General features: G+C 63.0%; 24 protein-coding genes and 1 tRNA gene. 14 read left to right on the forward strand and 11 right to left on the reverse strand.

From position 1 onward, the window contains the following. The first annotated feature begins 76 nt into the window (after positions 1–76). The 5 genes from NTV05_06890 to NTV05_06910 all read left to right on the forward strand — a co-directional run bounded on the left by NTV05_06890 (position 77) and on the right by NTV05_06910 (position 3,150). The gene (locus NTV05_06890) at positions 77–418 is read left to right on the forward strand and encodes a hypothetical protein (GenBank protein MCX6544128.1); all 342 of its coding nucleotides are present in this window, start codon (positions 77–79) and stop codon (positions 416–418) included. Then, a complete protein-coding gene (locus NTV05_06895; GenBank protein MCX6544129.1) occupies positions 415–1,011 on the forward strand; it encodes a hypothetical protein in 597 nt (198 codons plus the stop codon). Before NTV05_06890 ends, NTV05_06895 begins: the two co-directional genes overlap by 4 nt. A gap of 46 nt (positions 1,012–1,057) precedes the next feature. Beyond that, positions 1,058–1,219 (forward strand): hypothetical protein, encoded by a 162-nt coding sequence (locus tag NTV05_06900; GenBank protein ID MCX6544130.1) that lies wholly within the window; start codon positions 1,058–1,060, stop codon positions 1,217–1,219. A 329-nt stretch (positions 1,220–1,548) separates the two neighbouring features. Further along, positions 1,549–1,875, forward strand: a complete 327-nt coding sequence (locus NTV05_06905) for a helix-turn-helix transcriptional regulator (protein MCX6544131.1) — start codon at positions 1,549–1,551, stop codon at positions 1,873–1,875. Positions 1,876–1,905: 30 nt separating this feature from the next. Next, the gene (locus NTV05_06910) at positions 1,906–3,150 is read left to right on the forward strand and encodes a type II toxin-antitoxin system HipA family toxin (protein MCX6544132.1); all 1,245 of its coding nucleotides are present in this window, start codon (positions 1,906–1,908) and stop codon (positions 3,148–3,150) included. Positions 3,151–3,240: 90 nt separating this feature from the next. Here the strand turns inward: NTV05_06910 and NTV05_06915 are convergent, their stop codons facing one another. Both NTV05_06915 and NTV05_06920 read right to left on the reverse strand, forming a co-directional pair. Then, the gene (locus tag NTV05_06915) at positions 3,241–4,350 is read right to left on the reverse strand and encodes a Fic family protein (protein ID MCX6544133.1); all 1,110 of its coding nucleotides are present in this window, start codon (positions 4,348–4,350) and stop codon (positions 3,241–3,243) included. Between the two features lie 257 nt (positions 4,351–4,607). Continuing rightward, positions 4,608–4,841, reverse strand: coding sequence for a hypothetical protein (locus tag NTV05_06920; GenBank protein MCX6544134.1), 234 nt, complete (start codon positions 4,839–4,841; stop codon positions 4,608–4,610). A 43-nt stretch (positions 4,842–4,884) separates the two neighbouring features. Between NTV05_06920 and NTV05_06925 the strand changes: the two genes are divergently transcribed. The 3 genes from NTV05_06925 to NTV05_06935 all read left to right on the forward strand — a co-directional run bounded on the left by NTV05_06925 (position 4,885) and on the right by NTV05_06935 (position 8,176). Further along, the gene (locus NTV05_06925) at positions 4,885–5,109 is read left to right on the forward strand and encodes a hypothetical protein (protein MCX6544135.1); all 225 of its coding nucleotides are present in this window, start codon (positions 4,885–4,887) and stop codon (positions 5,107–5,109) included. A gap of 203 nt (positions 5,110–5,312) precedes the next feature. After that, positions 5,313–5,438, forward strand: coding sequence for a hypothetical protein (locus tag NTV05_06930; GenBank protein ID MCX6544136.1), 126 nt, complete (start codon positions 5,313–5,315; stop codon positions 5,436–5,438). 11 nt (positions 5,439–5,449) lie between these two features. Then, on the forward strand, positions 5,450–8,176 hold the full coding sequence (locus tag NTV05_06935) for a hypothetical protein (protein ID MCX6544137.1): 2,727 nt from the start codon (positions 5,450–5,452) through the stop codon (positions 8,174–8,176). 1,109 nt (positions 8,177–9,285) lie between these two features. On the opposite strand, the gene NTV05_06940 is transcribed toward NTV05_06935, so the two are convergent. The 3 genes from NTV05_06940 to NTV05_06950 all read right to left on the reverse strand — a co-directional run bounded on the left by NTV05_06940 (position 9,286) and on the right by NTV05_06950 (position 11,316). Continuing rightward, positions 9,286–9,654, reverse strand: coding sequence for a hypothetical protein (locus tag NTV05_06940; GenBank protein ID MCX6544138.1), 369 nt, complete (start codon positions 9,652–9,654; stop codon positions 9,286–9,288). Next, a complete protein-coding gene (locus NTV05_06945) occupies positions 9,651–9,845 on the reverse strand; it encodes a type II toxin-antitoxin system HicA family toxin (GenBank protein MCX6544139.1) in 195 nt (64 codons plus the stop codon). Before NTV05_06945 ends, NTV05_06940 begins: the two co-directional genes overlap by 4 nt. Before the next feature lie 142 nt (positions 9,846–9,987). Continuing rightward, a complete protein-coding gene (locus NTV05_06950; protein MCX6544140.1) occupies positions 9,988–11,316 on the reverse strand; it encodes a hypothetical protein in 1,329 nt (442 codons plus the stop codon). A 756-nt stretch (positions 11,317–12,072) separates the two neighbouring features. On the opposite strand from NTV05_06950, the gene NTV05_06955 reads away from it, so the two are divergent. Continuing rightward, positions 12,073–12,672 (forward strand): ComF family protein, encoded by a 600-nt coding sequence (locus tag NTV05_06955; GenBank protein MCX6544141.1) that lies wholly within the window; start codon positions 12,073–12,075, stop codon positions 12,670–12,672. After that, positions 12,669–13,208: a hypothetical protein gene (locus NTV05_06960; protein MCX6544142.1), complete on the forward strand. Its 540-nt coding sequence runs from the start codon at positions 12,669–12,671 to the stop codon at positions 13,206–13,208. The genes NTV05_06955 and NTV05_06960 overlap by 4 nt, the downstream gene beginning before the upstream one ends. Positions 13,209–13,645: 437 nt before the next feature. Here NTV05_06960 and NTV05_06965 read toward each other — a convergent pair whose 3' ends face one another. The 5 genes from NTV05_06965 to NTV05_06985 all read right to left on the reverse strand — a co-directional run bounded on the left by NTV05_06965 (position 13,646) and on the right by NTV05_06985 (position 16,237). Beyond that, complete coding sequence (locus tag NTV05_06965; GenBank protein MCX6544143.1) at positions 13,646–14,227, reverse strand: aspartyl protease family protein; 582 nt, start codon at positions 14,225–14,227, stop codon at positions 13,646–13,648. Continuing rightward, on the reverse strand, positions 14,224–14,472 hold the full coding sequence (locus tag NTV05_06970; GenBank protein ID MCX6544144.1) for a hypothetical protein: 249 nt from the start codon (positions 14,470–14,472) through the stop codon (positions 14,224–14,226). Before NTV05_06970 ends, NTV05_06965 begins: the two co-directional genes overlap by 4 nt. 91 nt (positions 14,473–14,563) lie before the next feature. Continuing rightward, positions 14,564–14,639: transfer RNA gene (locus tag NTV05_06975), tRNA-Thr, on the reverse strand. A 651-nt stretch (positions 14,640–15,290) separates the two neighbouring features. Continuing rightward, a complete protein-coding gene (locus NTV05_06980; protein ID MCX6544145.1) occupies positions 15,291–15,692 on the reverse strand; it encodes a hypothetical protein in 402 nt (133 codons plus the stop codon). A gap of 77 nt (positions 15,693–15,769) precedes the next feature. After that, positions 15,770–16,237 (reverse strand): hypothetical protein, encoded by a 468-nt coding sequence (locus NTV05_06985; GenBank protein ID MCX6544146.1) that lies wholly within the window; start codon positions 16,235–16,237, stop codon positions 15,770–15,772. A gap of 233 nt (positions 16,238–16,470) precedes the next feature. Here NTV05_06985 and NTV05_06990 point away from each other — a divergent pair, with 233 nt between their 5' ends. Together NTV05_06990 and NTV05_06995 are read left to right on the forward strand one after the other, a co-directional pair. Continuing rightward, on the forward strand, positions 16,471–17,229 hold the full coding sequence (locus NTV05_06990) for a hypothetical protein (GenBank protein MCX6544147.1): 759 nt from the start codon (positions 16,471–16,473) through the stop codon (positions 17,227–17,229). A 183-nt stretch (positions 17,230–17,412) separates the two neighbouring features. Then, positions 17,413–18,474: a carboxypeptidase-like regulatory domain-containing protein gene (locus NTV05_06995; protein MCX6544148.1), complete on the forward strand. Its 1,062-nt coding sequence runs from the start codon at positions 17,413–17,415 to the stop codon at positions 18,472–18,474. Positions 18,475–18,668: 194 nt separating this feature from the next. Here NTV05_06995 and NTV05_07000 read toward each other — a convergent pair whose 3' ends face one another. Then, a complete protein-coding gene (locus NTV05_07000; GenBank protein ID MCX6544149.1) occupies positions 18,669–18,875 on the reverse strand; it encodes a hypothetical protein in 207 nt (68 codons plus the stop codon). Between the two features lie 134 nt (positions 18,876–19,009). Between NTV05_07000 and NTV05_07005 the strand changes: the two genes are divergently transcribed. Together NTV05_07005 and NTV05_07010 are read left to right on the forward strand one after the other, a co-directional pair. Beyond that, positions 19,010–19,270, forward strand: a complete 261-nt coding sequence (locus NTV05_07005; GenBank protein MCX6544150.1) for an AbrB/MazE/SpoVT family DNA-binding domain-containing protein — start codon at positions 19,010–19,012, stop codon at positions 19,268–19,270. Then, complete coding sequence (locus NTV05_07010; GenBank protein MCX6544151.1) at positions 19,258–19,731, forward strand: PIN domain-containing protein; 474 nt, start codon at positions 19,258–19,260, stop codon at positions 19,729–19,731. Before NTV05_07005 ends, NTV05_07010 begins: the two co-directional genes overlap by 13 nt. The last annotated feature ends 74 nt before the right edge of the window (positions 19,732–19,805 follow it).

A 19,805-nucleotide genomic window follows, 5' to 3' on the forward strand; every position in this document is an offset into this window, starting at 1 on the left:
CCGGCCCACGGGAATCGAGAGCCGCCGATCCTGCCCGTGTCAGGCCATTCCTCGGCGGCGGAGTCGGCGGTCGGGCGTGAACCGGCGACCTGCTGAATACGTGGCGCAGGAGAGCGCCCTGCGTCCGAGGTGGTACACTGGCGTCATGCGCACCACGGGGGCTTCCCGTCGCGACGGGTCTGAGGGCCGTGCCATCCGGCGGTGGGCCGAAGACCGGCAGGCCGCGTCGAGGGTCGAAGCGCGAGAGTTTTCGGGCGCCGCGGCCACACCCTCGCAGTTGTTTGGGACGGCGCTCACCCTGCTGACGTTGTATGCCGGGATGCACGGCTGGCCTCCCCCGGACGATCCCATCGACCAGCGCGACAATCTCGAAGTCTGGAGTCGCTTCGCCCGGCTCCGCGCCAAGCTGTGTCCATGACCACTGAGCCGCGGCCCGATCTTCCCGGTGCGCTTGACGCGCTGGCCTCCGCGTTTCGCGCACTCGGTTGCCCAGCGATGCTCATCGGCGGTCTGGCCGTCATTGCGCGGGGCGTTCCACGCCAGACCATCGACATTGACGCCGTCGTTCAGGGCGAAGGCCTGGACCTTGAAGCCTTGGGCCAACTGCTTGAGCGGGCCGGATTCACCCCGCGCATTCCCGATGCGATCGCCTTCGCCCGCCAGCGCCAGGTGCTGCTGATGCGCCATGAGGCATCGGGTGTTCCGCTCGACCTGAGTCTCGGCTGGCTGCCGTTCGAGCGTGACGCGATGGCACGGGCCACACCGATCGATCTCGCCGGTGTGACGCTGCCGGTGGCGACGGCTGAGGATCTCGTCGTCTTCAAGGCTGTTGCGTGGCGGGACCGCGACAAAGGCGACATCGAGCGCCTCGTGATCCGCCACGGCGATACGTTCGACTTTACGCGCATCCGGGAGACGCTGACGCGGTTCTACGAGGCCCTCGAGGAGCCGGAGCGGCTGCAGGAATTCGACGCGCTTGTGCAGCGGGCGCTCATTTCGAGACGCGGGTAGGCCTGGACGCGCGTCACAGAAGTTCTTTCTCGTGGCGGACGAGGAGATGAGCCTCGCGCCCATCGGCCGATCCAGGCTGCCGGACTTTGACCAGTTCCTGTGGCACTGCACACGGTACTGGGCCATTGCGCCGCGGGTCTACCCGCGGGGCGTCTTCAGGTTTCGCACGATCGAAGAAACACAGAAGGCTCGCGGCGTCCATCGCTGAGGGCCCCTCCCTATTCCCGGCGCGGGTTGCCAGGCCTCTCGACCGCGAGTGCGCAAGGCATTTGTGACGCTGACCGTTTGCTCTTCACCCCGGTGGTCCACGCCGAGCAGGGCTCTCCTCATGACGCTCGGTCCCGCTGAGTTCCGATTGAGCTCGTGCGACGAGGGGACCTCTGGTGCGAAGGAGTGGGGCATAAATTATGTTTACGTGATATGGTTATCGTGATATTATCAAAACGTGATTGAAATAGATGGCGAGCGGGGCATTTAGGGCTCTTTGTTATTTTGTTTAAGTGATATACTAAGCGTAAAATCACTGAAAAGTAATATATGCAGTATCGAACGATTATCGAGAGCTTGCGGGAAGGGCGGCTGCTGCACGCCATGAAACAGGCGGACTTGGCTCAGAAGCTCGGCATGCGGCAAAGCCAGATTTCCAACTTGGAACGCGGATCAGTCAACCCGCGGTTGTCGATGGTGCAGGACGTGGCTCGCGTCTTGGATTTTGAACTCATGCTTGTGCCTCGCCAGCTCGTGCCCGTTGTCAAGGGCCTGGTCGAGGCCAAGGGAGAGCCAACTGAAGAACGCCCTCTGTACGCGCTGGACAGGGCTGACGACCGCCACGGGGCAGGAGACGATGAGCCGGGAATCAGTTGAACGGTTTGAGCGCGTGACTTGGAGACTCCGATGATGGCGGTCGCACGCCAGGTTCGCCGTCAGATCGCGAGGCCCGTGGAAACGCTGGAGGTGCGTGTCGGCGATATCGCCGTCGGCACGCTTGCCCGCCTGCAAGACGACGCAACGTTTTTTGTGTTCGACCCCGCGTACGCTGCAGACGTCAATCGCCCGACACTGAGTCTTGGCTACAAGGGTCGCGACGGCAATCTGGTGGAGAATCTGCGTCCCACGCGCACGAAGCTGCCCGCGTTCTTCTCGAACCTCCTTCCCGAAGGACATCTGCGCCAGTATCTCGCGTCTCGCGGCGCCGTCCACCCCGACCGGGAGTTCTTCCTGCTGTGGCTGGTTGGCGCCGACTTGCCCGGGGCTGTCGTCGCAACGGCGAGCGACGGCGCTTTGCCCCCCCGAACGGAGGAAGAAGAGCCGACCCATCTCGAGGACGATCGGCCACTTCGATTTTCTTTGGCCGGCGTGCAGCTCAAGTTCTCGGCGGTTATGGAAACGTCTGGAGGACTGACCTTGCCGGTCGGAGGTGTCGGTGGCGACTGGATTGTGAAACTGCCCTCGTCGCGGTTCAAGGCCGTGCCTGAGACGGAGTACGCGATGATGACTCTCGCGGCTGCCGTCGGCATCCAGGTGCCCGAAGTTCGCCTTGTGCCGACTTCTGAGATCAGCCACTTGCCGGCCGATCTCCCGGAAGGATTCGGCCAGACACTTGCGATTCGCCGCTTTGACCGAGCGGAGGCGGGAGCGCGAATTCATATCGAAGATTTCGCTCAGGTCTTCAACCTGTACCCCAACGACAAGTACGCCAGGGCGAGCTATGCAAACATCGCTGAAGTGCTGTGGGCGGAAACGGGCGAGGCCGGCGCGTCCGAGTTTGTGAGGCGGCTGGTGTTCAACGTCCTCATCGGGAACGGTGACGCGCACCTGAAGAACTGGTCGCTCATTTATCCCGACGGCCGTACAACGACTCTCGCACCGGCGTATGATCTCGTCGGAACAGTCGCGTACTTGCCTAACCAGCATCTCGCGTTATCCCTGGCGGGAACGAAGGACTTCACCAAGATCGACGCCGACCGTCTTAGGAGCTTCGCGGAAAAGGGAGGCTTGCCCACGCGCGCCGTGCTCAGAATAGCAAGAGAAACCGCACAGGCTGTCCGGGATATCTGGCCGCAACACGAGCCGATTCGGATGCTGCCAGACGACATTCGTCGGGCAATCGAACACCACATGACGACTGTGCCGTTATGAATGATCCCTTCTGACCAGAAGCATGGTGGAAACCGCCTTCGGCCTCGACCGATTGTCCGCCAATTGTCCGCCAGCTATGGACATGAGCGCTCAAGCCTCGACCAGCGAATAGCTCGTGCTCCGGCCGCCGCCGGCATCTCTTTGCAGCAGGCCCTGGTCGATGAGGCTCTGGATGTCGCGGAGCGCGGTGTCATGCGAGCATTTTTCGAGCTTCGCCCATTTGGTTGTTGTCAGCTTCCCCTCGAACCCATCGAGCAGACGGTTGACGATGTCGCGCTGCCGATTATTCAGCGGCATGCGCGCGTGCTTGTCCCAGAACCGCGCCTTGCGAAGAACGGCCCCCAACGTCACTTCCGTTCCGTCGAACGCGCGTGCGAGACATCCCAGGAACCATTCCATCCATGGCGTCACGTCGAGCGTGCCCTTCTGCGTCTTCTCGAGGATGTCGTAGTAGTCGTTCCGCTCGTGGCGGATCTGCGCCGACATGCTGTAGAAGCGCTGCGGGCTGTGCTCCGAGCGCGCCAGCGCCCAGTCGGCGATCGCACGCGCGATCCGTCCGTTGCCGTCATCGAACGGGTGAATGGTCACGAACCACAGATGCGCGAGCGCAGCCCGCAGCACCATGTCTGTCTTGTCCGCGCTGTCATTCGCCCATACGAGAAACGCGGACATCTCCTTGCCGACAAGCGATAATGCCGGCGCTTCGTAGTGCACCTTCTCGTTGCCGACGGGCCCCGAAACCACCTGCATCGGGCCGTCGGCATCCTTGCGCCACGCGCCCGCGATGATTCTTCGCATCCCGCTTCGGCCTGTCGGAACGAGCGCCGCGTGCCACGCGAACAGGCGATCGTCGCCGAGCGGCTTCGCGTAGTTCTGAGTGGCGTCGAGCGTCATCTCGACCACGCCCACAACATTCCGCTCGGCGGCAACAGTGCCCGCGGTCTCGATGCCTAGCCGCCGGGCAATTGAGGAGCGCACCTGGGTCGGGTCCAGCTTCTCGCCCTCGATTTCACTCGACTTGAGAACGTCAAGTGTGAGCGTCGCCAGCTCTGCTTCCTTCTGGAGCGTGAACCCAAGGCTCTCCATCCGGCCCAACAGCCGGCCCTGCCGATGGCGGGTCTCGGCCAGAGGTCCGGCAAGCGCCCTTTGATCCCATCGGAACTTGGGCCACTCGGCCAGCTGATGGATGTAGCGGGTCATTCTACGCGTCACAGGCGGAGATTATGGGGCCTATTCTACGCAGAGTCAAGGGCAAAAGACGCATGCAATGCGTAGATTAAGGCCGCTATTCTACGCAGCGAAGCCGGATCTGCGGCGACAAGGCAAGCGGCCGGCAGCTGGTCCGAGAATCGCCGGGCAGGTCAGTCCGACCGCACGGAAGGAGCGGGCCATCGTGGTACCACCTCTCGGCTTTCTATCGTCTACTGGCTACCGTTTACCGGCTTGCTTCCTGCTTCTTACTTCTTCCCCTCTTCCCACACCGTGGCGCCCAACTGGATGCCCAGGTACCGCCGATCCTGCGAACCAGCCTCGACCTGGTTCGGTATCCAGGGATCGCCGACGATCGCCTCGACCGACCACGACCGGGTACGGAACAGGCTGCTTGGCGCCGGCTTGCGGATGGTGATCGTCTGCCACTCCTTCGTGAGGGTCACCTCTCGCCAGGGTTTACCGTTAACCCTGATGCTCACACCGGTCGATCTAATCGACGGATTCCGGAGCCGCATGCGTTGCGTGAGCTGGTCCGTCTTTCGGGAAACCAGAGACACGATTCGCGGTCCTGTCCAGCGAGAGCGCTCGTCGCCCTGGCTTTCGGACGAGCACGCCCCGAAGGTGACGAGCGGCAAGTCGGTCAGTCTGATGCATGCCCGAGGAGAACACGACAGCCCGGTCTCGGGAAGCACGGCGGTGATTTCGGCCGGCACACTGACCCACCTGTGGACGATCTGGTTTGTGTAGAGGGTGCGCGGCGAGCACGGCGCGGACTCGCCTGCGCCGTAAAGTCGTCCGCGTTCATTGGGAGGTTGTAGATAAGCTTCTCGAACGTCAGCGCCGTCCGGGAGTCCGTCCGGGAGTTGCACCCGGTCCGATGGCGATATGTTAACCTCACGCAGTGGCACGCGGGCGGAGGCGTCTCTGGTGCTTCCTATCGTCGGCTGTATATGACGCTGCGGCGCCTTGGCCGGTCGGATGAGGCGAAAGCGCTCTTCCAGAAGATCGTCACTGGGCCGAACTGGATGCCATTCGGGTTCATCGGCGCGGAAGCCGAACTGGCGCGGATGAAGTAGGGGGAGTGCGTATGAAGAACGCTATCGCCATCGTCGGTCTCGTGGTCGTGGTGTCTGCCGCCGCCGTCGCCACGCAGGCCCCGCGCGTCCCCGCGCAGAAACCGCCGGCGCCAAAGCCCGCCGCTGCCGCGGCCGCGACACCCGCGCCGGTCACGCCGGTCTTCGACGGAAACGTCGCCTCGATCGACTTCGGCGGCACGGTCGAAACCTGGTCGACCGACACGAACGAGAGCCTCGACCACCAGGAGTTCATCGACGGGAGCCTCGAGACGAACTGGTACCAGAACGGCCGATACCTCAAGGAGCCGGGCGAGGTCGTGCTGTCGTTCTTCGCGCGCGAGCCGATGCTCATCGATCGCGTGGTCCTGGCCGCTCCCCGCGTCGGGACCGACGACTACACGTCGTTTCCCAAGGACGTCGAGGTGTGGGTGTCGAGTGGCGACTCGCCCGACGGCCCCTTCCAGAAGGTCGCCACGGCCAGCCTGCCCCCGGTGACGAAGGGCGGAAGCGCCACGGTGCCGTTCACGCCAGTCGAGGCCCGGTTCCTCAAGTTCCGTGCGCTGAACAACCAGAAGGGCGTGATGGACTTCCTCGCGTCCGAACTGAAGGTGATGGAGGCGAAGCGCCCCGGCTACGTGCCCCTGACGACGCGCCACCCCGAACTGCTGCTCCCCGGCGGCCCGAACCCGGCGCCGCCGCCCGTCGCGCCAGCTGCCGCAGCGGGTGCGGCAACGCCGCCCTGCGCCCCGCCCGCGCCGCCGGCCGCGTCCGCGCACGCCGAGAGCCGCCGCGTCATGCTCCTCGGCCAGTTGAAGGGGATGCACATGGCGGGCGCAATCTTCGAGAACACGAGATATCCGAAAGGGGAGGAGGCCCGCGGGCGGCATCGCGTGGAGTTCTCCCTCGATCCGAAGACCGTGGCGGCGATCGACGACGACGTGCCGCAGGACGAGCGGGGTGTCCTGACGCGGGCGCGGTTCCGCCTGGTCTCGCCGCGCCAGGCCCGTCCCGCGATGCTTGCGCCGGCGGTGGGGTTCGACACCGTCGTGATGGCCCAGATGTGCAACGTCACCGATCGGATGAAGGGGATTTCGCCCGCGTTCAAGCAGGCGTTGATGGCGTGGGTGGCTGCGGGCCACAAACTCGTCATCCAGGACTCGGACGACTGCGTGCCCGGCCCGGACTACAGCTTCGTTCCGTACAAGTTCAAGACCGACACGCCCGGCGCCCGGGGTGCGATGGGCTTCGGCATGCGTTTCGTCGAGAGCAACTCGATGCTGCAGCCGCGCGCCAACAGGCCCGGCTTCCTCGACGCGAAGGCCTGGGAGAACAACGAGCGCCACTACCGGAACGAACTCGGCGACGCCAACACGTTCGTGGCCTGGGACGCCAACTGGTGCGGCCAGCTCACGGTCCGCAACATCAACAACGTGACCGGATTCGCGCTGGCGTACGCCCACTACGGCCGCGGCCTGATCATCTACGACGGCTTCGACAACGACCAGACCCTCGAACGCGGTTACGACGAAGTTGCGGTCCGGGAACTCGCGCAGGGCTTCGATCCGGACGGCCTGCCGTGCACGGCCCGGCTCGCGGACTTCGTCGTCGTCACCGAGCCGGCCCTGCTGCAGCGCGGCGCCGTCGCGGGGCGGAGCTACACGTATCCGCTGACCATTCTGGCGAACATGGGATACACGGGTACGGTGAACCTCTCGGCCGCGCCCGTCGCCGGCGCACCGGGCGTGGCGGCCCGCTTCGATCCGCCGACCGTGGCCGTGAACGTCGAAGGGAAGTCCACGCTCGCGCTGACGCTGCCATCCGCGCTGCCGTCGCCCACGTTCGCCGTCGAGGTGGCGGGGGCTGATGCCGCCGGCAAGCGCAGTGCCGTCTGCCTGCAGTTCGGCCCGACGAAGAACGGCGACCTGACGGTGGTGAGCGCGCTGCCGCCACCGACCAAGGCGCGCCGCAACCTCGAGATCATCCTCGACGCGTCGGGTTCGATGAAGACGCCGCTCGCGGGCACGAGGAGCCGGTGGGCCGTGGCGCTCGAGACCCTCGACAAGGTCCTGACGTCGATTCCGGCCGACTTCAAGGTCGGGCTGCGGATCTACGGCCACCGTGAACTGTCGACGTCGCCGAAGACGTGTACCGACAGCGAACTCGTCGTCCCGATCAAGTCCCTCGACCGGAAGGGGCTTCTCGCCAAGGCGAACCTCTTCAAGCCAAAGGGTGAGACGCCGCTCGTCTATTCCGTGATGCAGTCGCCGGCCGACCTCAAAGCCGTCGGCGGCGGTACCGTCATCCTCATCACCGATGGCGAGGAGAGCTGCAAGGGCGATCCCGTGAAGGCCGCCGCGGACCTGAAGGCCTCGGGCCTCGACATCCGCCTCGATATCGTCGGCTTCGCGCTGAAGGACCCGAAGGTGCAGCGCGAGCTCGCCGGGTTCGCCGAAACGACCGGCGGCACGTTCTACGCCGCCGACAGCGGCACGGCGCTGGCTGACGCGATGGCGTCCGCGGCCGTGGAGCGGTTCCCGTACACCGTGTATGACGCGGCTGGAAAGGTGGTCCTGACGGCAGACGCGGGGAGCGGCGCCGATCAGTTGCCCTCGGGCGACTACAAGGTCGTCGTCAAGGCTGGTGCGAGGGACCTGGTCGCCTCGTCGGTGAAGCTCGGCCCGGCGCAGTCGGTGACGCTGACAATCGCGATGAAGAACGGCCGGCTCGTGCTGCAGTAGCGCGGCCTTGTCGAAGTCGCTCCTGATGCCACGCCGTACCCAGGCGGAGACGACGTGTCCCTTCTCGTCGATTCCAGCTTCAAGAATCATCACGCCACTCGGGTAAGGGCGTGCGACCGTCTTCATGTCCGGAAAGACCCACCGGGTCTGTCGCGGTGGCCGTCCCTCCCTGGCGAATCCGTCGAGTGCGGCCCGGCAGCAGACGACGCCCGGCGCACGGGCGCGGCCCGGAGTCGGCGGCGGTGATTGAGAGGGATCTGCTGTAGGCACTGCATGCCCATGACAAGGTCACGTGCGCTGTAGTATGAGATGCGTAGAAGTGGCATCGTACGGTTTCCCGATGTGGGCCAGCAGTCCCGAAAAGCAGACCCGCCGAGCAAGGACTCACACCATGACGAACCAGCTTCCCCTCGTCTTCACGTTCCTGAATCCGAGAACTCAGGCGTATGCGCCCACGCCGTCCTCCCTGTCACGCGCCAAGATCCCCGGTGGGTGGCTCGTGTACGGGACTACCTCCGGTGACGCTCCGTTGTTCGTCTTCGTCCCAGACCCTGAGCACCAGTGGGACGGGGGTTCGCTCGCATGACGACACCGGCCGAAGTGGCCTCGGACTCGATTGTTGAGGGACAATAGGCGCTGGAGGTGCTTCATGGGAGACAAGGGCGGCAAGAAGGACAAAGAAAAGGGTCAGAAACAGCACGTTGCGAAGGACAAGCAAGAGGATAAGAGGAAGCTGGAGAAGCAGCCGCACCGAACCGCCTAGCTCCACCCGCTGCGAGCAGGTGTCCCACTGGTCGGCGCTGGATCCGTTTCGGTGTGTCCTCGACGGTCGAGGACCGGGATTTCTGGTCCTTGGCAAGTCGCTAGGCCTTGATTTCATTGAGCCGGCGGTCAGACTCGAACTGACGACCTGCTGATTACGAAGGAAGGGCCTAGCGCCACCCGTGGTTACTTGAAGCTGCTGAAACAGGCCTGTTCTTGAAGGCCAGGCAACCGGGGGCGGCTTGAAACCGCCGGGAGCCGCGCCCGATTGTCCGCCAATTGTCCGCCAAGAGGCGTGCGTTCCCTGCGATGCTATCTGTCCTCACGACTCGCCCGACGACCTGCCCTTACGCCGCCGCCGTCTTCCTGGGTCGACCGCCCCTTCGCCCGTTGGCGCGGGCGGCCCGAGTCTTGACGCGAGACCGCACGGATCCGCCCAGGCGGCCGAATTCCGACGCGGCCGGGCCCACTCCCGCGGCCTGACGCACCGCGGCGAGCTGCGCCTGCAGGCGAATAATCTCGTCGCACTGGTCGGCCGTCACCGGCATGAATCCGTCGAGCGACACTGTCTTGCCCTGCGTGGCGTGGTGGAAGAGGTCCAGCAATCGCTCGGGTGCGCCCATCGCGCCTGCGAACTGGTGCGCCTCGGCGCAGACCTCTTCGAGGTTCTCGATTCGCGCCTTGAGGCGCGCAATGTCCCTAGAATCGGTGTTCATCGGATCTCCTTCAAGCCTGCGCGGCGTAGGATGCTTTTGTAGGTGCCAACCGGGATCGTGTCGGACGCGTGTCCGGCCACGGTGATCGTGTCGGCCTTCGTGGGGTGCCGCAACTGTCGATGGCTGCCGGTCTGTCGCACGATGGCCCACCCGTCCTCGGCCAGTCGCTTCAACATGTCCCGAACCTTGATCATGTACCTAATATAAGCGAAGCCGTTGGGTTTAGCAACACCAGAGTACGGTAGCGAAATCACCAGTATTGCCTCAACTGCCGCACATCGCGACTCGTTGAGCCACACGTGGGCAGACGATGAGCACGCAGGGGTGCGACGCCTAGTCGCCGACGTCGTCCTCGTCGACGTCCTCATCGACGTCATCTGCATCGTCGTCGGGCGACGGTTCGATCGGCGCTGGCCCGATCTTGCGGATTCGATTCAACACCCTCGCCGGTACTCGGAACATGCGAGCCCAGTCGTCGTCCTCACTGCACTCGAAGGGAATCACCGCATCTTCGGGCACGTCGAACGCGATGTCCTTGCCGCCGTACTGAACGATCCACGCGTAATCTGACAGGAGGATTCCCGGTGGTATGGGCTTCTCGCCATACCGCGGGCTCGACTCACGCTCCTCGAACCCCTTTGACAAGACGTGCTCGCTACCGTAGCTGGCGGCGAAGTGGAGCGTGATCGTTTGCTCGCGTTCTCGCACTCGTCGCACAGGATCGTTCTTGTCGACATAGCCCGTCGCCCAGGTCAGCCAGCGCGCCAACTCAGCGTCGGTCTCGAGTGGCCCGGCCGCTTCCCGAACCTCGGCCAGGCAGGCGCGTCGAGCTTTCGTTCGCTTCCAGGCCGCCATGATCTGCTCGAACCCAGCGATGCGGGCTTCCTCTTCCCGCCTCCTCTCAGCAGCCTCTTTGCGTCGGCGCTCTGCCTCCAGTCGTTCACGCTCCTTGCGCTCGGCCTCTGCCTGTTCCGCGCGCTGGATCAGCGCCTGCTCGACCAGCAGTTCAATGAACTCGTTCAGTCGTTCTTCAAGTCGGCGGCTGGCCGTGTCCGCGACTCGTCGTCCGACACCCCATCGCCTCACGATTTTCAGCGTCAGGCGTCCATTCGGCATATGGTCCCAACGAGGGGTCGACACGCCTCGCTTGACGGCTTCCTCCTCCTTCGCCGTCCTTTGGTGCAGCACGTCCTTGGTGCTCTCTTCGATCCGGAACCCGACGGCTTGTTGCAGCACCTTCACCATACAGTTGCCGTCGGAGCCCGTTTCCAGTTCAAACCCGCGATGATCGAACGCGGCGAGGAGCGACTGCAGGATTCGCAGCGCGCGTGGGCGTGCGTCCGCCGAGACTTGGATGTCGAGGTGAGGCAGTTTCGCCGCGTCCGGTTCGTGATTGCGAAGCGCCGACCAGTACTGCCGCGTCGCGCGAAACATCTTGTGGGTCGCTTCGACGTCCTCGTCGACGATGATGCGATTCTCCGGTTGGCGCTCGAACGCTGCGAGGGGATGCAGGTCAGCGGTCGCGGGTGGGGGAGCCGACAGATTCGGCCGGTCGATGCGAATCGTGAGGGACGTCGATTCGGAGTCTTTTGGGAGCGGAGTCGGCCGCACCTTGTGGCCCGTCTCCTTGCGCCGCCAGTAGCCGCGACCAGGGATCGGCACTTGGTGGCGCCGACACAGTTTCGCAAGCCCGACATCCGAGAGGCCGAACTGAGGCGCAAGCCGATGGATTGGCTCAGACCAGACGCGTTCGTGCAGCTGTTCGCGGGTAAGGGTGAAAGACGGCATAGCGCCGGATGGTAACACCAGGCTGGCGGGCGCGGGCATAGGAGACGCAGGCAAAGCTATCAGCGGTCCCCACGCCGCCAGGCAGGTGACCTCAGGCCGGCGGCGCGGCACATCGCGATCACGCAGCTGGTGGCGCGGCACCGCTTTCCAATGAGCCCTGCATGGAAGGAAGGGCTTCGAGGCGCTCGTGGCATCCTGACGGTGCAGGAACAGGCCCGTTCTTGAACGCCAGGCAACCGGGGGCGGCCTGAAACTGCTGCGAGCCTCTACCGATTGTCCGCCAATTGTCCGCCAAGATCTTCAAGGGGGGCGTCTTCATCGTGCTGGTCGCCTGGGAGGCAGGGAGTCTATCGGCTTGTTTCAAGAAGTCTTTGTGAGTACGGGCTCTTCGCACTCAACCCGAACAGGACCAGCGATTTGCGGTCTTCGTCTTGTTGCGTCGGTTTTCGCCCATTCGTGGGTTCGTTTTCGGGTTTTGCCAGAGCAATGACACTCGAAATGACACTCGACGCGAGGAGCTTCCGAGGTCGCCTCGTCGAGAATCTCCCGACAGCCCTCCACCGAGTCACTCGCGAAGCGTCCGTGGATTCAGGCCCAGCCGCCATCAGGGTGCGATAGAATCCCTGTGTCATGTCAGCCGTGAAGGTCGATCCGATGAAGCTGCAGGGCCCATGGGCGGACGGGTACGTGCTCGAACGGCAGCACACTTTGAGCAGCGAGTTCTTGGGACACGATTCGTTCGGGAAGCCGCAATTCGACACGAAGCGCGCCGAGTTGGGCGAACTCGTGTTCAGACTGAAGAACCGAAGCGACAGGAACACACTCGATTCGATCGCCGAAACGGCGGTACGATTCATCGAGAGCTGGAATCCGACGTTTGACCTGATTGTTCCGATGCCTCCGTCTCGGAAGCGCGCAGCGTATCAGCCGGTGGTCGAGATCGCGATGGCCATTGGTAAACGGCTCTCGAAACCGGTCAGCACGGCCGCCGTGAACAAGATCAAGGACACACCGGAACTCAAGGACGTGTTCGACTATCAGCAGCGCCTCAAGCTGCTTCAGGGCGCGTTCCATGTCAATCATGGCGCGGTCGGCGACAAACGCATTCTGCTCCTCGATGATCTATATCGTTCAGGAGCAACCGCCACGGTCGTGGCGCAGGATCTCGTCGGGGGCGGTGCCGCAGCAGTCTATATGCTCGCTATGACGAAGACGCGGACGCGAACATGACGAGAGTCTTCATCGCCGGTTCTCGACAGCTGTCGCGCCTCAACGCCGACGTGAAGCGTCGAATCGACACGATGATCGAGAAAGGCTTCACGATCCTCGTCGGCGACGCAAATGGCGCAGACAAGGCCGTCCAGCGGTACCTTGCCGAAAAGGGCTACCGCAATGTCCTGGTTCACTGCATGGCCGAGAACTGCCGCAACAATGTGGCGGGCTGGCCGACGCGAGAGGTCATGGCGCCCAAGGGAACGCGCGGCTTCAGCTACTATGCAATGAAAGACCAGGCCATGGTCGACGCGGCCGAGTACGGGCTCATGTTGTGGGACGGCGAGAGCAAAGGAACGTTGAATAACGTGATCAACATGATCCGCCAGGCCAAACGGGTTGTCGTGTACCTTGCGCCTCGGAAGGTGTTCCACAACATCCGATCAGCCGACGACGTGGTCGATTTGCTACGCAAGTGTGACCGAGCCAGTGTGGACCGGTTCGAGCGCGAACTGGGAATCGACCAAGTGCTGCACCGCCCGCTGCTCTCATAAGACCAGACCCCGAGATTGGTTGAGAAGGCGTTCCCTTAGTTGCGTTAAGAGCCCCGGACAACCGCAGACTGACGAAGGCGCGGGAAGAACCTGTCGGCTAGTGTCAGATCGAGGCAGGGAGTCTCTTGGCCAGCTTTGGAGCGGCGTCGCGACTCCTTGACTCTTTCCTGTCACGCGCCGCTTCCTGGTCGCTTAGAATGGGCTCGGCTGAGCTGTGGCGGCTAAGCGAGATGTCACGTTCTATTTGGTCAAGGAAGACGTAGCCACGTTCGACGAGGCGTTGGCGAACAAGCCAGGATTGCACTCGTTCGACCTTGGTCCTGCGCGAGGCCTGCCGTTCGAGTAGTCGTTCCGCTCGTGGCGGATCTGCGCCGACATGCTGTAGAAGCGCTGCGGGCTGTGCTCCGAGCGCGCAGCGGCGGATGGAGGTTGTGCGTTCAAGCGCCGTGGCAGTGCTTGAACTTGATGGGCTGCCCGTCCGAACGCGTCTTCCCGCAAGGACACGGGGCGTTGCGTGGTACGCCCGCGTAGGTGAGGCGGTCGGCCTCTCGCACGAAGTCGGCGGCTTCCACGGACGGGATGCGGAACGTCATCCAGGTCTGGCCGTTCAGATTCGAGATCGACAGATCACCCATGGTGATGACATCCATCCCGATGATGGCGTTGAATTGTCCGGCGCTGTCCGGGCATTCGCTGACCTGCACCGCCGCTACCCCGACCTGGTTGGGCAACGTGATGCTGACGACGTACGTGTTCACCAAGCTGCTGCCGCCTGCGTGATTGACGGTGACCACGCCGGTTGGTGCCAGGTGGAGTGCCGCGGCGGTGGCCGCAGTAATCACACTTCCCGTCGCGCCCGTGTCCCAAAGCACCTGTACCGCCAGTTGAGGCGGGAGGGGAACGGGTGGGGTTCTTGGGTCGAAGGCGGCGCCGATCGACGCGGGTGTGACAATCCGCCTCGATCGTCCGGTTGCCTTCGTCGTGAAGGCGTGGAACGACGGCACCGCGGCCGGTGTCATGATGCGACGGCGGGAAACAGGTCGCGCGTGCTGATCGTGACCGTGTAGGCTTCCGGTCCGGGCTCACACCGCTGCAGCATGAAAGTACCGGGGGCAAACCGCCGGAGGGCATCGGCGTAAGCGTCCAGCAACGTCGGGTACGCCCCAACAACCTGTGGTCCGCGCAGAATCAGGAACTGGCCGCGGTGTTCGGTTACGAGCCGGTCCTGATTGGCGATGAAAAACCGGAGTTCCTCGTCGAACATAATCACCCTTCCGCTTCAGTATACGCCGAGTCTTGGCAGCCAGCCGCCGCGTACGCGAGCACGCATCCGCCCTGTTAACCATTTGATTCTATGGAGCCGGCGGTCAGACTCGAACTGACGACCTGCTGATTACGAATCAGCTGCTCTACCAACTGAGCTACGCCGGCTAGGCTGGCTAAATGCTTATTTATTAAGCATTTATCGAGAGTGATGTTGGACGCGAGTGCTTTACGTCGTTTTGTTGGACGCTAGTTGGACGCTGATTGGACGCTTCGCGCAAGCTGGACGATTGGCGTCCAAGGACGTCTCCGTGCGTTCGCAGATGACAGCGAGACATGCGCACCATGGAGAGAGAAGTCTAGCAGAGATCAGGCGGTCGGATCCACGAAATGATCGGCGAAATGACCGGCGCGAAATGACCGGCGCGGCCGTCACGCGAGGTAAAACGGGTCGCACCCCTGAGACGATTCTCACTCTGTTCGCGAATCGCAACAGGAATGAATGTCCCCGAGCCCACCTGTGGTCTACAATCCGCACGATGGCTGTCGAACCCGGTTGGCCCTTCGGCGGCCGACCCAAGCCGGAACGTCTCTGGTCGCTCTGGAACACTGGCAGTCTGATGGAGTGCGAGGTCAACGCCCATCCGCGCGGTTCCGAGGACTACCGCTGTGACCTGCAGCATCTGCATGTCGGGCCCCGCGCGTCACGGAAGCCGTGATAGTCGTCTTCCACACGTCATCGAATCGCGTCGGTATGTGATTGCTGCGGCTGCGTGGTCTTCAACTTCGTGCCTGCCCGGCGTGGCTATCGCGTTCGGCCTATTTCACTTTCAAGGTCAGTTTCCCCACGAGAGTGGAGCACGCCTGCCAGAACGTGATGCGCGGATTCGCCGCGCAGATCTCGTCCATCCGCACGTCCAACGCCTCGACATCTATGTTCTTCAGTTTGAGCTTCTGCTCCTCCGGGCCTTTCGCAAGATCCCAGGCCGACGCGGAAACATAGCCCTGCATCCAGTGCCTCATCTGGGCGGTTCGCGTATGTTCGGGGGTGCCCTCGGCCATCTTCCGTCCAACTCGCCACGTCTCGCAAGTCGAGTGCCCTTCCCCAAGTATCGTGAACTGGCCCGGACCGAACACCTGAGGCTGACTGGCGCGGGATGCGCCAACAACTGCCATCAAGAGCACGTCAATAGAAATCACAATCAACCAGGTTCGTCTCATCATGGCCTCCTGTGCTGACAGAACCTGCCGCCTGCGGCGACGTATGCGCTACGCCACGCGCCTCGCGGATCCATCATCTACTTGAACTTCGGATCATTCTTGACCTCGATGACGACCGAGATGGGCGGCTTCGCGAAGAAGATAATCCCCGTGAGTTCGTGCCCCAACAGGGCCAACGCCTTCTCCTGGTACGGCTGCATGACCTGTTGCATCGCGGCCCGTTTCGCCGCGTCGGTCTCGCTATAGGCCGCTTCGGTGACGAACTTCGCGGTCATTTCCGTGACCAGCGTACGCTGTTCCTTGGTTAGCTCGAACGAATCAAGGCACATCTGGATGTGACGGCGTACGACCTCGGCTTTCTGCTTGCCCGTCAGGGCGTTGAACTCGGTGATCCACGCATCCCAAAGCCCCTGCTGAGCCATCTCGCCGTTTGAGAGCGGACGATACTGCGGTGCCGATTTCGGAGCCTGTGCCCCCGCGACAGGCGGTACCAGCAGGAACGACAGCGCCACGAACAGTAACCGCCCGAGCACGACTCGTTTCATAGGTGGTCCCTTCTCTTGAACAACGGTTCGCACCATCGAGCCCTGCGTATTCTACGCCACCCGCATCGCGGGAGCCGAGATTGGCGTTCGGCGACCCTGTCATTGGCCGACCGGGTTTGGATCCCCACCGGGAGATGATGACCTTTGTAACGCCGAAATCCGCGCCATTGTGGCTCGCGTGGCGTAGGGTAGAATCCGTCGCGTAGGCGAGTACCGGACTGGAGACGAAGAAGATGCATCGTGAGTTGAGCTTCGGAACGGGAGCCGTGCTGGTAGTTCTGACGGCGACGCTTGGGTCGGCCCCGGGGAGGATTCTTGGGCGCTCGCCGAACACGCAGGAGCAGAAGCCCAGCCCGTCGAAGTCCCCGGATCGAACGACCCCGATTCAGCGATTGATGACGTCCGACCAGCGGAAACACGCGAAGCTGCAGGGTCTACGCTCCTGCCGTGTTCGTCTTCTGGATGAACAGCTTTCGACGGAAGTGTTTTCTGAGCCGTTCTTTGATGACAAGCCGCATCCTCCCGCCGAGGAGATTATCGCGGCAATGGCATGCGGTTCGGATGCGGTCTTCATTGGCACATCCAGCCGTTCGACTTCGTTTCCGACCGACGACGGGTGTTGGCTCTTCACTGATTCCGAAATCGAAGTTGAGCGAACCTATCGGGTGCCAACGACAGGAGCATTCGCGGTCGGGGATCACGTTGTGGTGTCGTTGTCGGGTGGGTCAATGATGGTCGATGGCGAGAGAGTGTTCGCGAAGAACCACTATGGGCCGGAATTGGCCGAGAATCGGCGGTACTTCGTCGCGCTGACGTATGACGCTGGAAGCAAGGCGTTCTACTTGAAGGGTGCGTCCAATGACGTCCTCGAAGCACGAGGCGAACGGTTCTACTCATTCTGGCCGACCCAGACGAGGGAGGGAGTGCTTTCGGAGGATGGTATCGCGGCCAGCACATTGATGGAGAAGCTGGCGTCCGTCAAGTGTCGGTGAACGTGGGGTCGAGCCTCAGTTTCGGCGGTTAGGGTAGCTCCTGACCAGCTGGCGACCCGTTCGCGCCACCCGCATCACGGGAGCCGGGAATGGCGTTCGACGACGGGTGTAGAATCTGCCGCAAACGATTGCTGGCAATCAGGACTCGACTGCTATTAACTCAGTCTCCGGTTCGAGGCGCACATGGCGAGGACCGCGTCCTTCGTGCTTGTCATCCTGGCCGTTGCGATTGCTGCCAACGCGCAGGGCACCATCAAAGGGTGCATCAAAGACACCGCGGGAGCCGCTCTTCCGGGCGTCGAGGTACTCGCCGCCAGTGGTGACATCCGTGAGGTCGTCCACGCCGACGCCATAGGCTGTTATGAGATCAAGACCCTTCGGGTCGGAATCTACACGGTCACAGCGACGCTGAATGGTTTCGTGCCAGGAAAGCGCGAGTCCGTGCGCGTCGAATCGGGTCGCGACTCGAGCCCCGTGGATTTCGCCCTCGCCATTGGTCCGCTTGCCGAGATCTGTCCAGTCACCGCTGCTGTCAGAAACGGGGCCGTGTCGGGCTGCGTGGTCGACTTTGTGTTTCACAAGCCACTCGGGCCCGCATGGATATCAGTCACCAATTCGACCATCGACCGGCGCGCCACGGCAGACAGCAATGGCTGTTTCAGCTTCATTGAGGTTCCCCCTGGCCGCTATACCGTCAGGGTTGCGGTTCCTGCCTTTTGTGATGGCGTCGTTGATGATCTGACTGTGGTGTCTGGTGAACTCGCGGTCGCGAACTTTACTCTTCGTCTCGGTCCCATCAGCGACGTAATCGGATACACGTGGAAGGGCTGGGGCGAACTCATGGGCCGTACCGATGCGGTCGTTCACCTGCGAATCGAGGAGGTTCTCGACACCAAGGCGTGGCCATCGACGGGATGCGGAAGCCCCATACTCACCGAGTATCGCGTGAGCGGACTGTCGATCGTCAAAGGAGCAACCTCCACGGATCTCGCGCCTGGGCCGCTGCGGGTCTTCTGGAACAGAACGTGGTCCGGGTCGCCCGACAGCCCCGCGATGTACCACGTGGGCGATGAATTCGTCGCGTTTCTGAGGTGGCTTCCATCGTTCGGCCGTCTCGAACTGGACCTGCCAGAAGGCGGAGTGATGGTTCCCTTGAAGGACGGCATGATCGCGTGGAAGGGCAGTGACGCCGGGAAGACAGTGCACTCGTTTCTGGTCGAACTGCGTGCGCTAGTGAAGCGTTGAATTCGTGGTAGGGCCGTTGGTAGGGAACGGATCCGCTGTGTGAGGTTGAGGACCTACTCGTTAGCCATTCGACGTCGCTGAACTCGAAGAGCATCCTCCAGCGCAGGGAGAATCGCGAGATCCTTGGGTCGGCCTGTGGCCCTCTTGCTGCCGATGATTCGATCAAAAGCAGTAGTAGCGAGCGGAGAACCTCGCTAGGGCCTGACGGAAGCCGAGCGACCCCGCATCAATGAGACGTTGAGCCGCTCGACGGGCTCCATCTCGAGAAGAAGAAGCGTGTGCCACACATTCTCGAATGAGGCCGCGGGTTCGGCTCTGCAGATGTCCTCGGCTTCCCGCAGGAGCGAGGCGATGCGGTCAGGAAGCGGAGCGTCGTCGCGATCTGATTCGGCGTCGGTCATCAATATGCTCCGCGGCGATTATGACACAGGCACAACACGCGGGCTGCCGTGCCCGGCCCCGGGCGCCTTGGCTCGGATAGCCAGACCGGCCGTGGGTTGTCGACAGGATGCCATCAAAATGGTAGCCTAATGGCATGACGATAACCATTGATAAGGCAGGTCGCGTGGTCATTCCAGCCGCCGTGAGGCAGCGGCTCGGCTTGCGCGCCGGGACGCCGTTGGAAATCTCCTCAGACAACGTGTCGATCCGCCTGGAGCCTGTCGTGAGTCTCCCGAAGCTGGTCCGGCGAAAGAGCGGCCTGCTCGTGGCCCGTCCGACGATGCCCGCGCACGAGTTGCCGAAAATTGACGTGGCGGCGCTGATCGACGAGGAACGCGACCGATGGCCGTACTAGCCACGCTGTTCGTGGACACGTCGGTCTTCGTGGCCGGCTTGATCGAGTTGGGCGAGACCTCAACGGCCAGTCGGACTCTCCTCGAAGCGATCGCGACGAAGCGACTGACCGGCGTGCAAACCGCGTGGCACTGCTGTCTGGAGTTCTACTCGGTCGCCACTCGGCTCCCCGCGGGACTTCGAGTATCACCGGATCTGGCACACCGGATGGTCACCGAGAACATCATCGAAAGGATGGCCGTCTCCGACCTTCCCCCCAGCGCTCGGGCGACGTTCTTCTCGACCCTCGTCGGCGAGCATGTCTCTGGCGGGCGGGTCTACGACGCGCACATCGCGGAAGTCGCGAGAACAGCTGGCGCGCGAACGGTCGTCACGGGTAATCGGCGCCATTTCAACAGCCTGACGCAACATGGCATTCGCGTCCTCACGCCGGACCAGTTCGTGGAGGAGCGCGGACTGTAGGGGGCCCACCGAATCCCTAAGCCCTACCCCCTGACCCCTGACCCCCAATCCCTTCCCCCCGAGCTTCGTCCCCG

The organism is Acidobacteriota bacterium (assembly GCA_026393755.1).
Lineage (GTDB): Bacteria > Acidobacteriota > Vicinamibacteria > Vicinamibacterales > JAKQTR01 > JBAXOX01.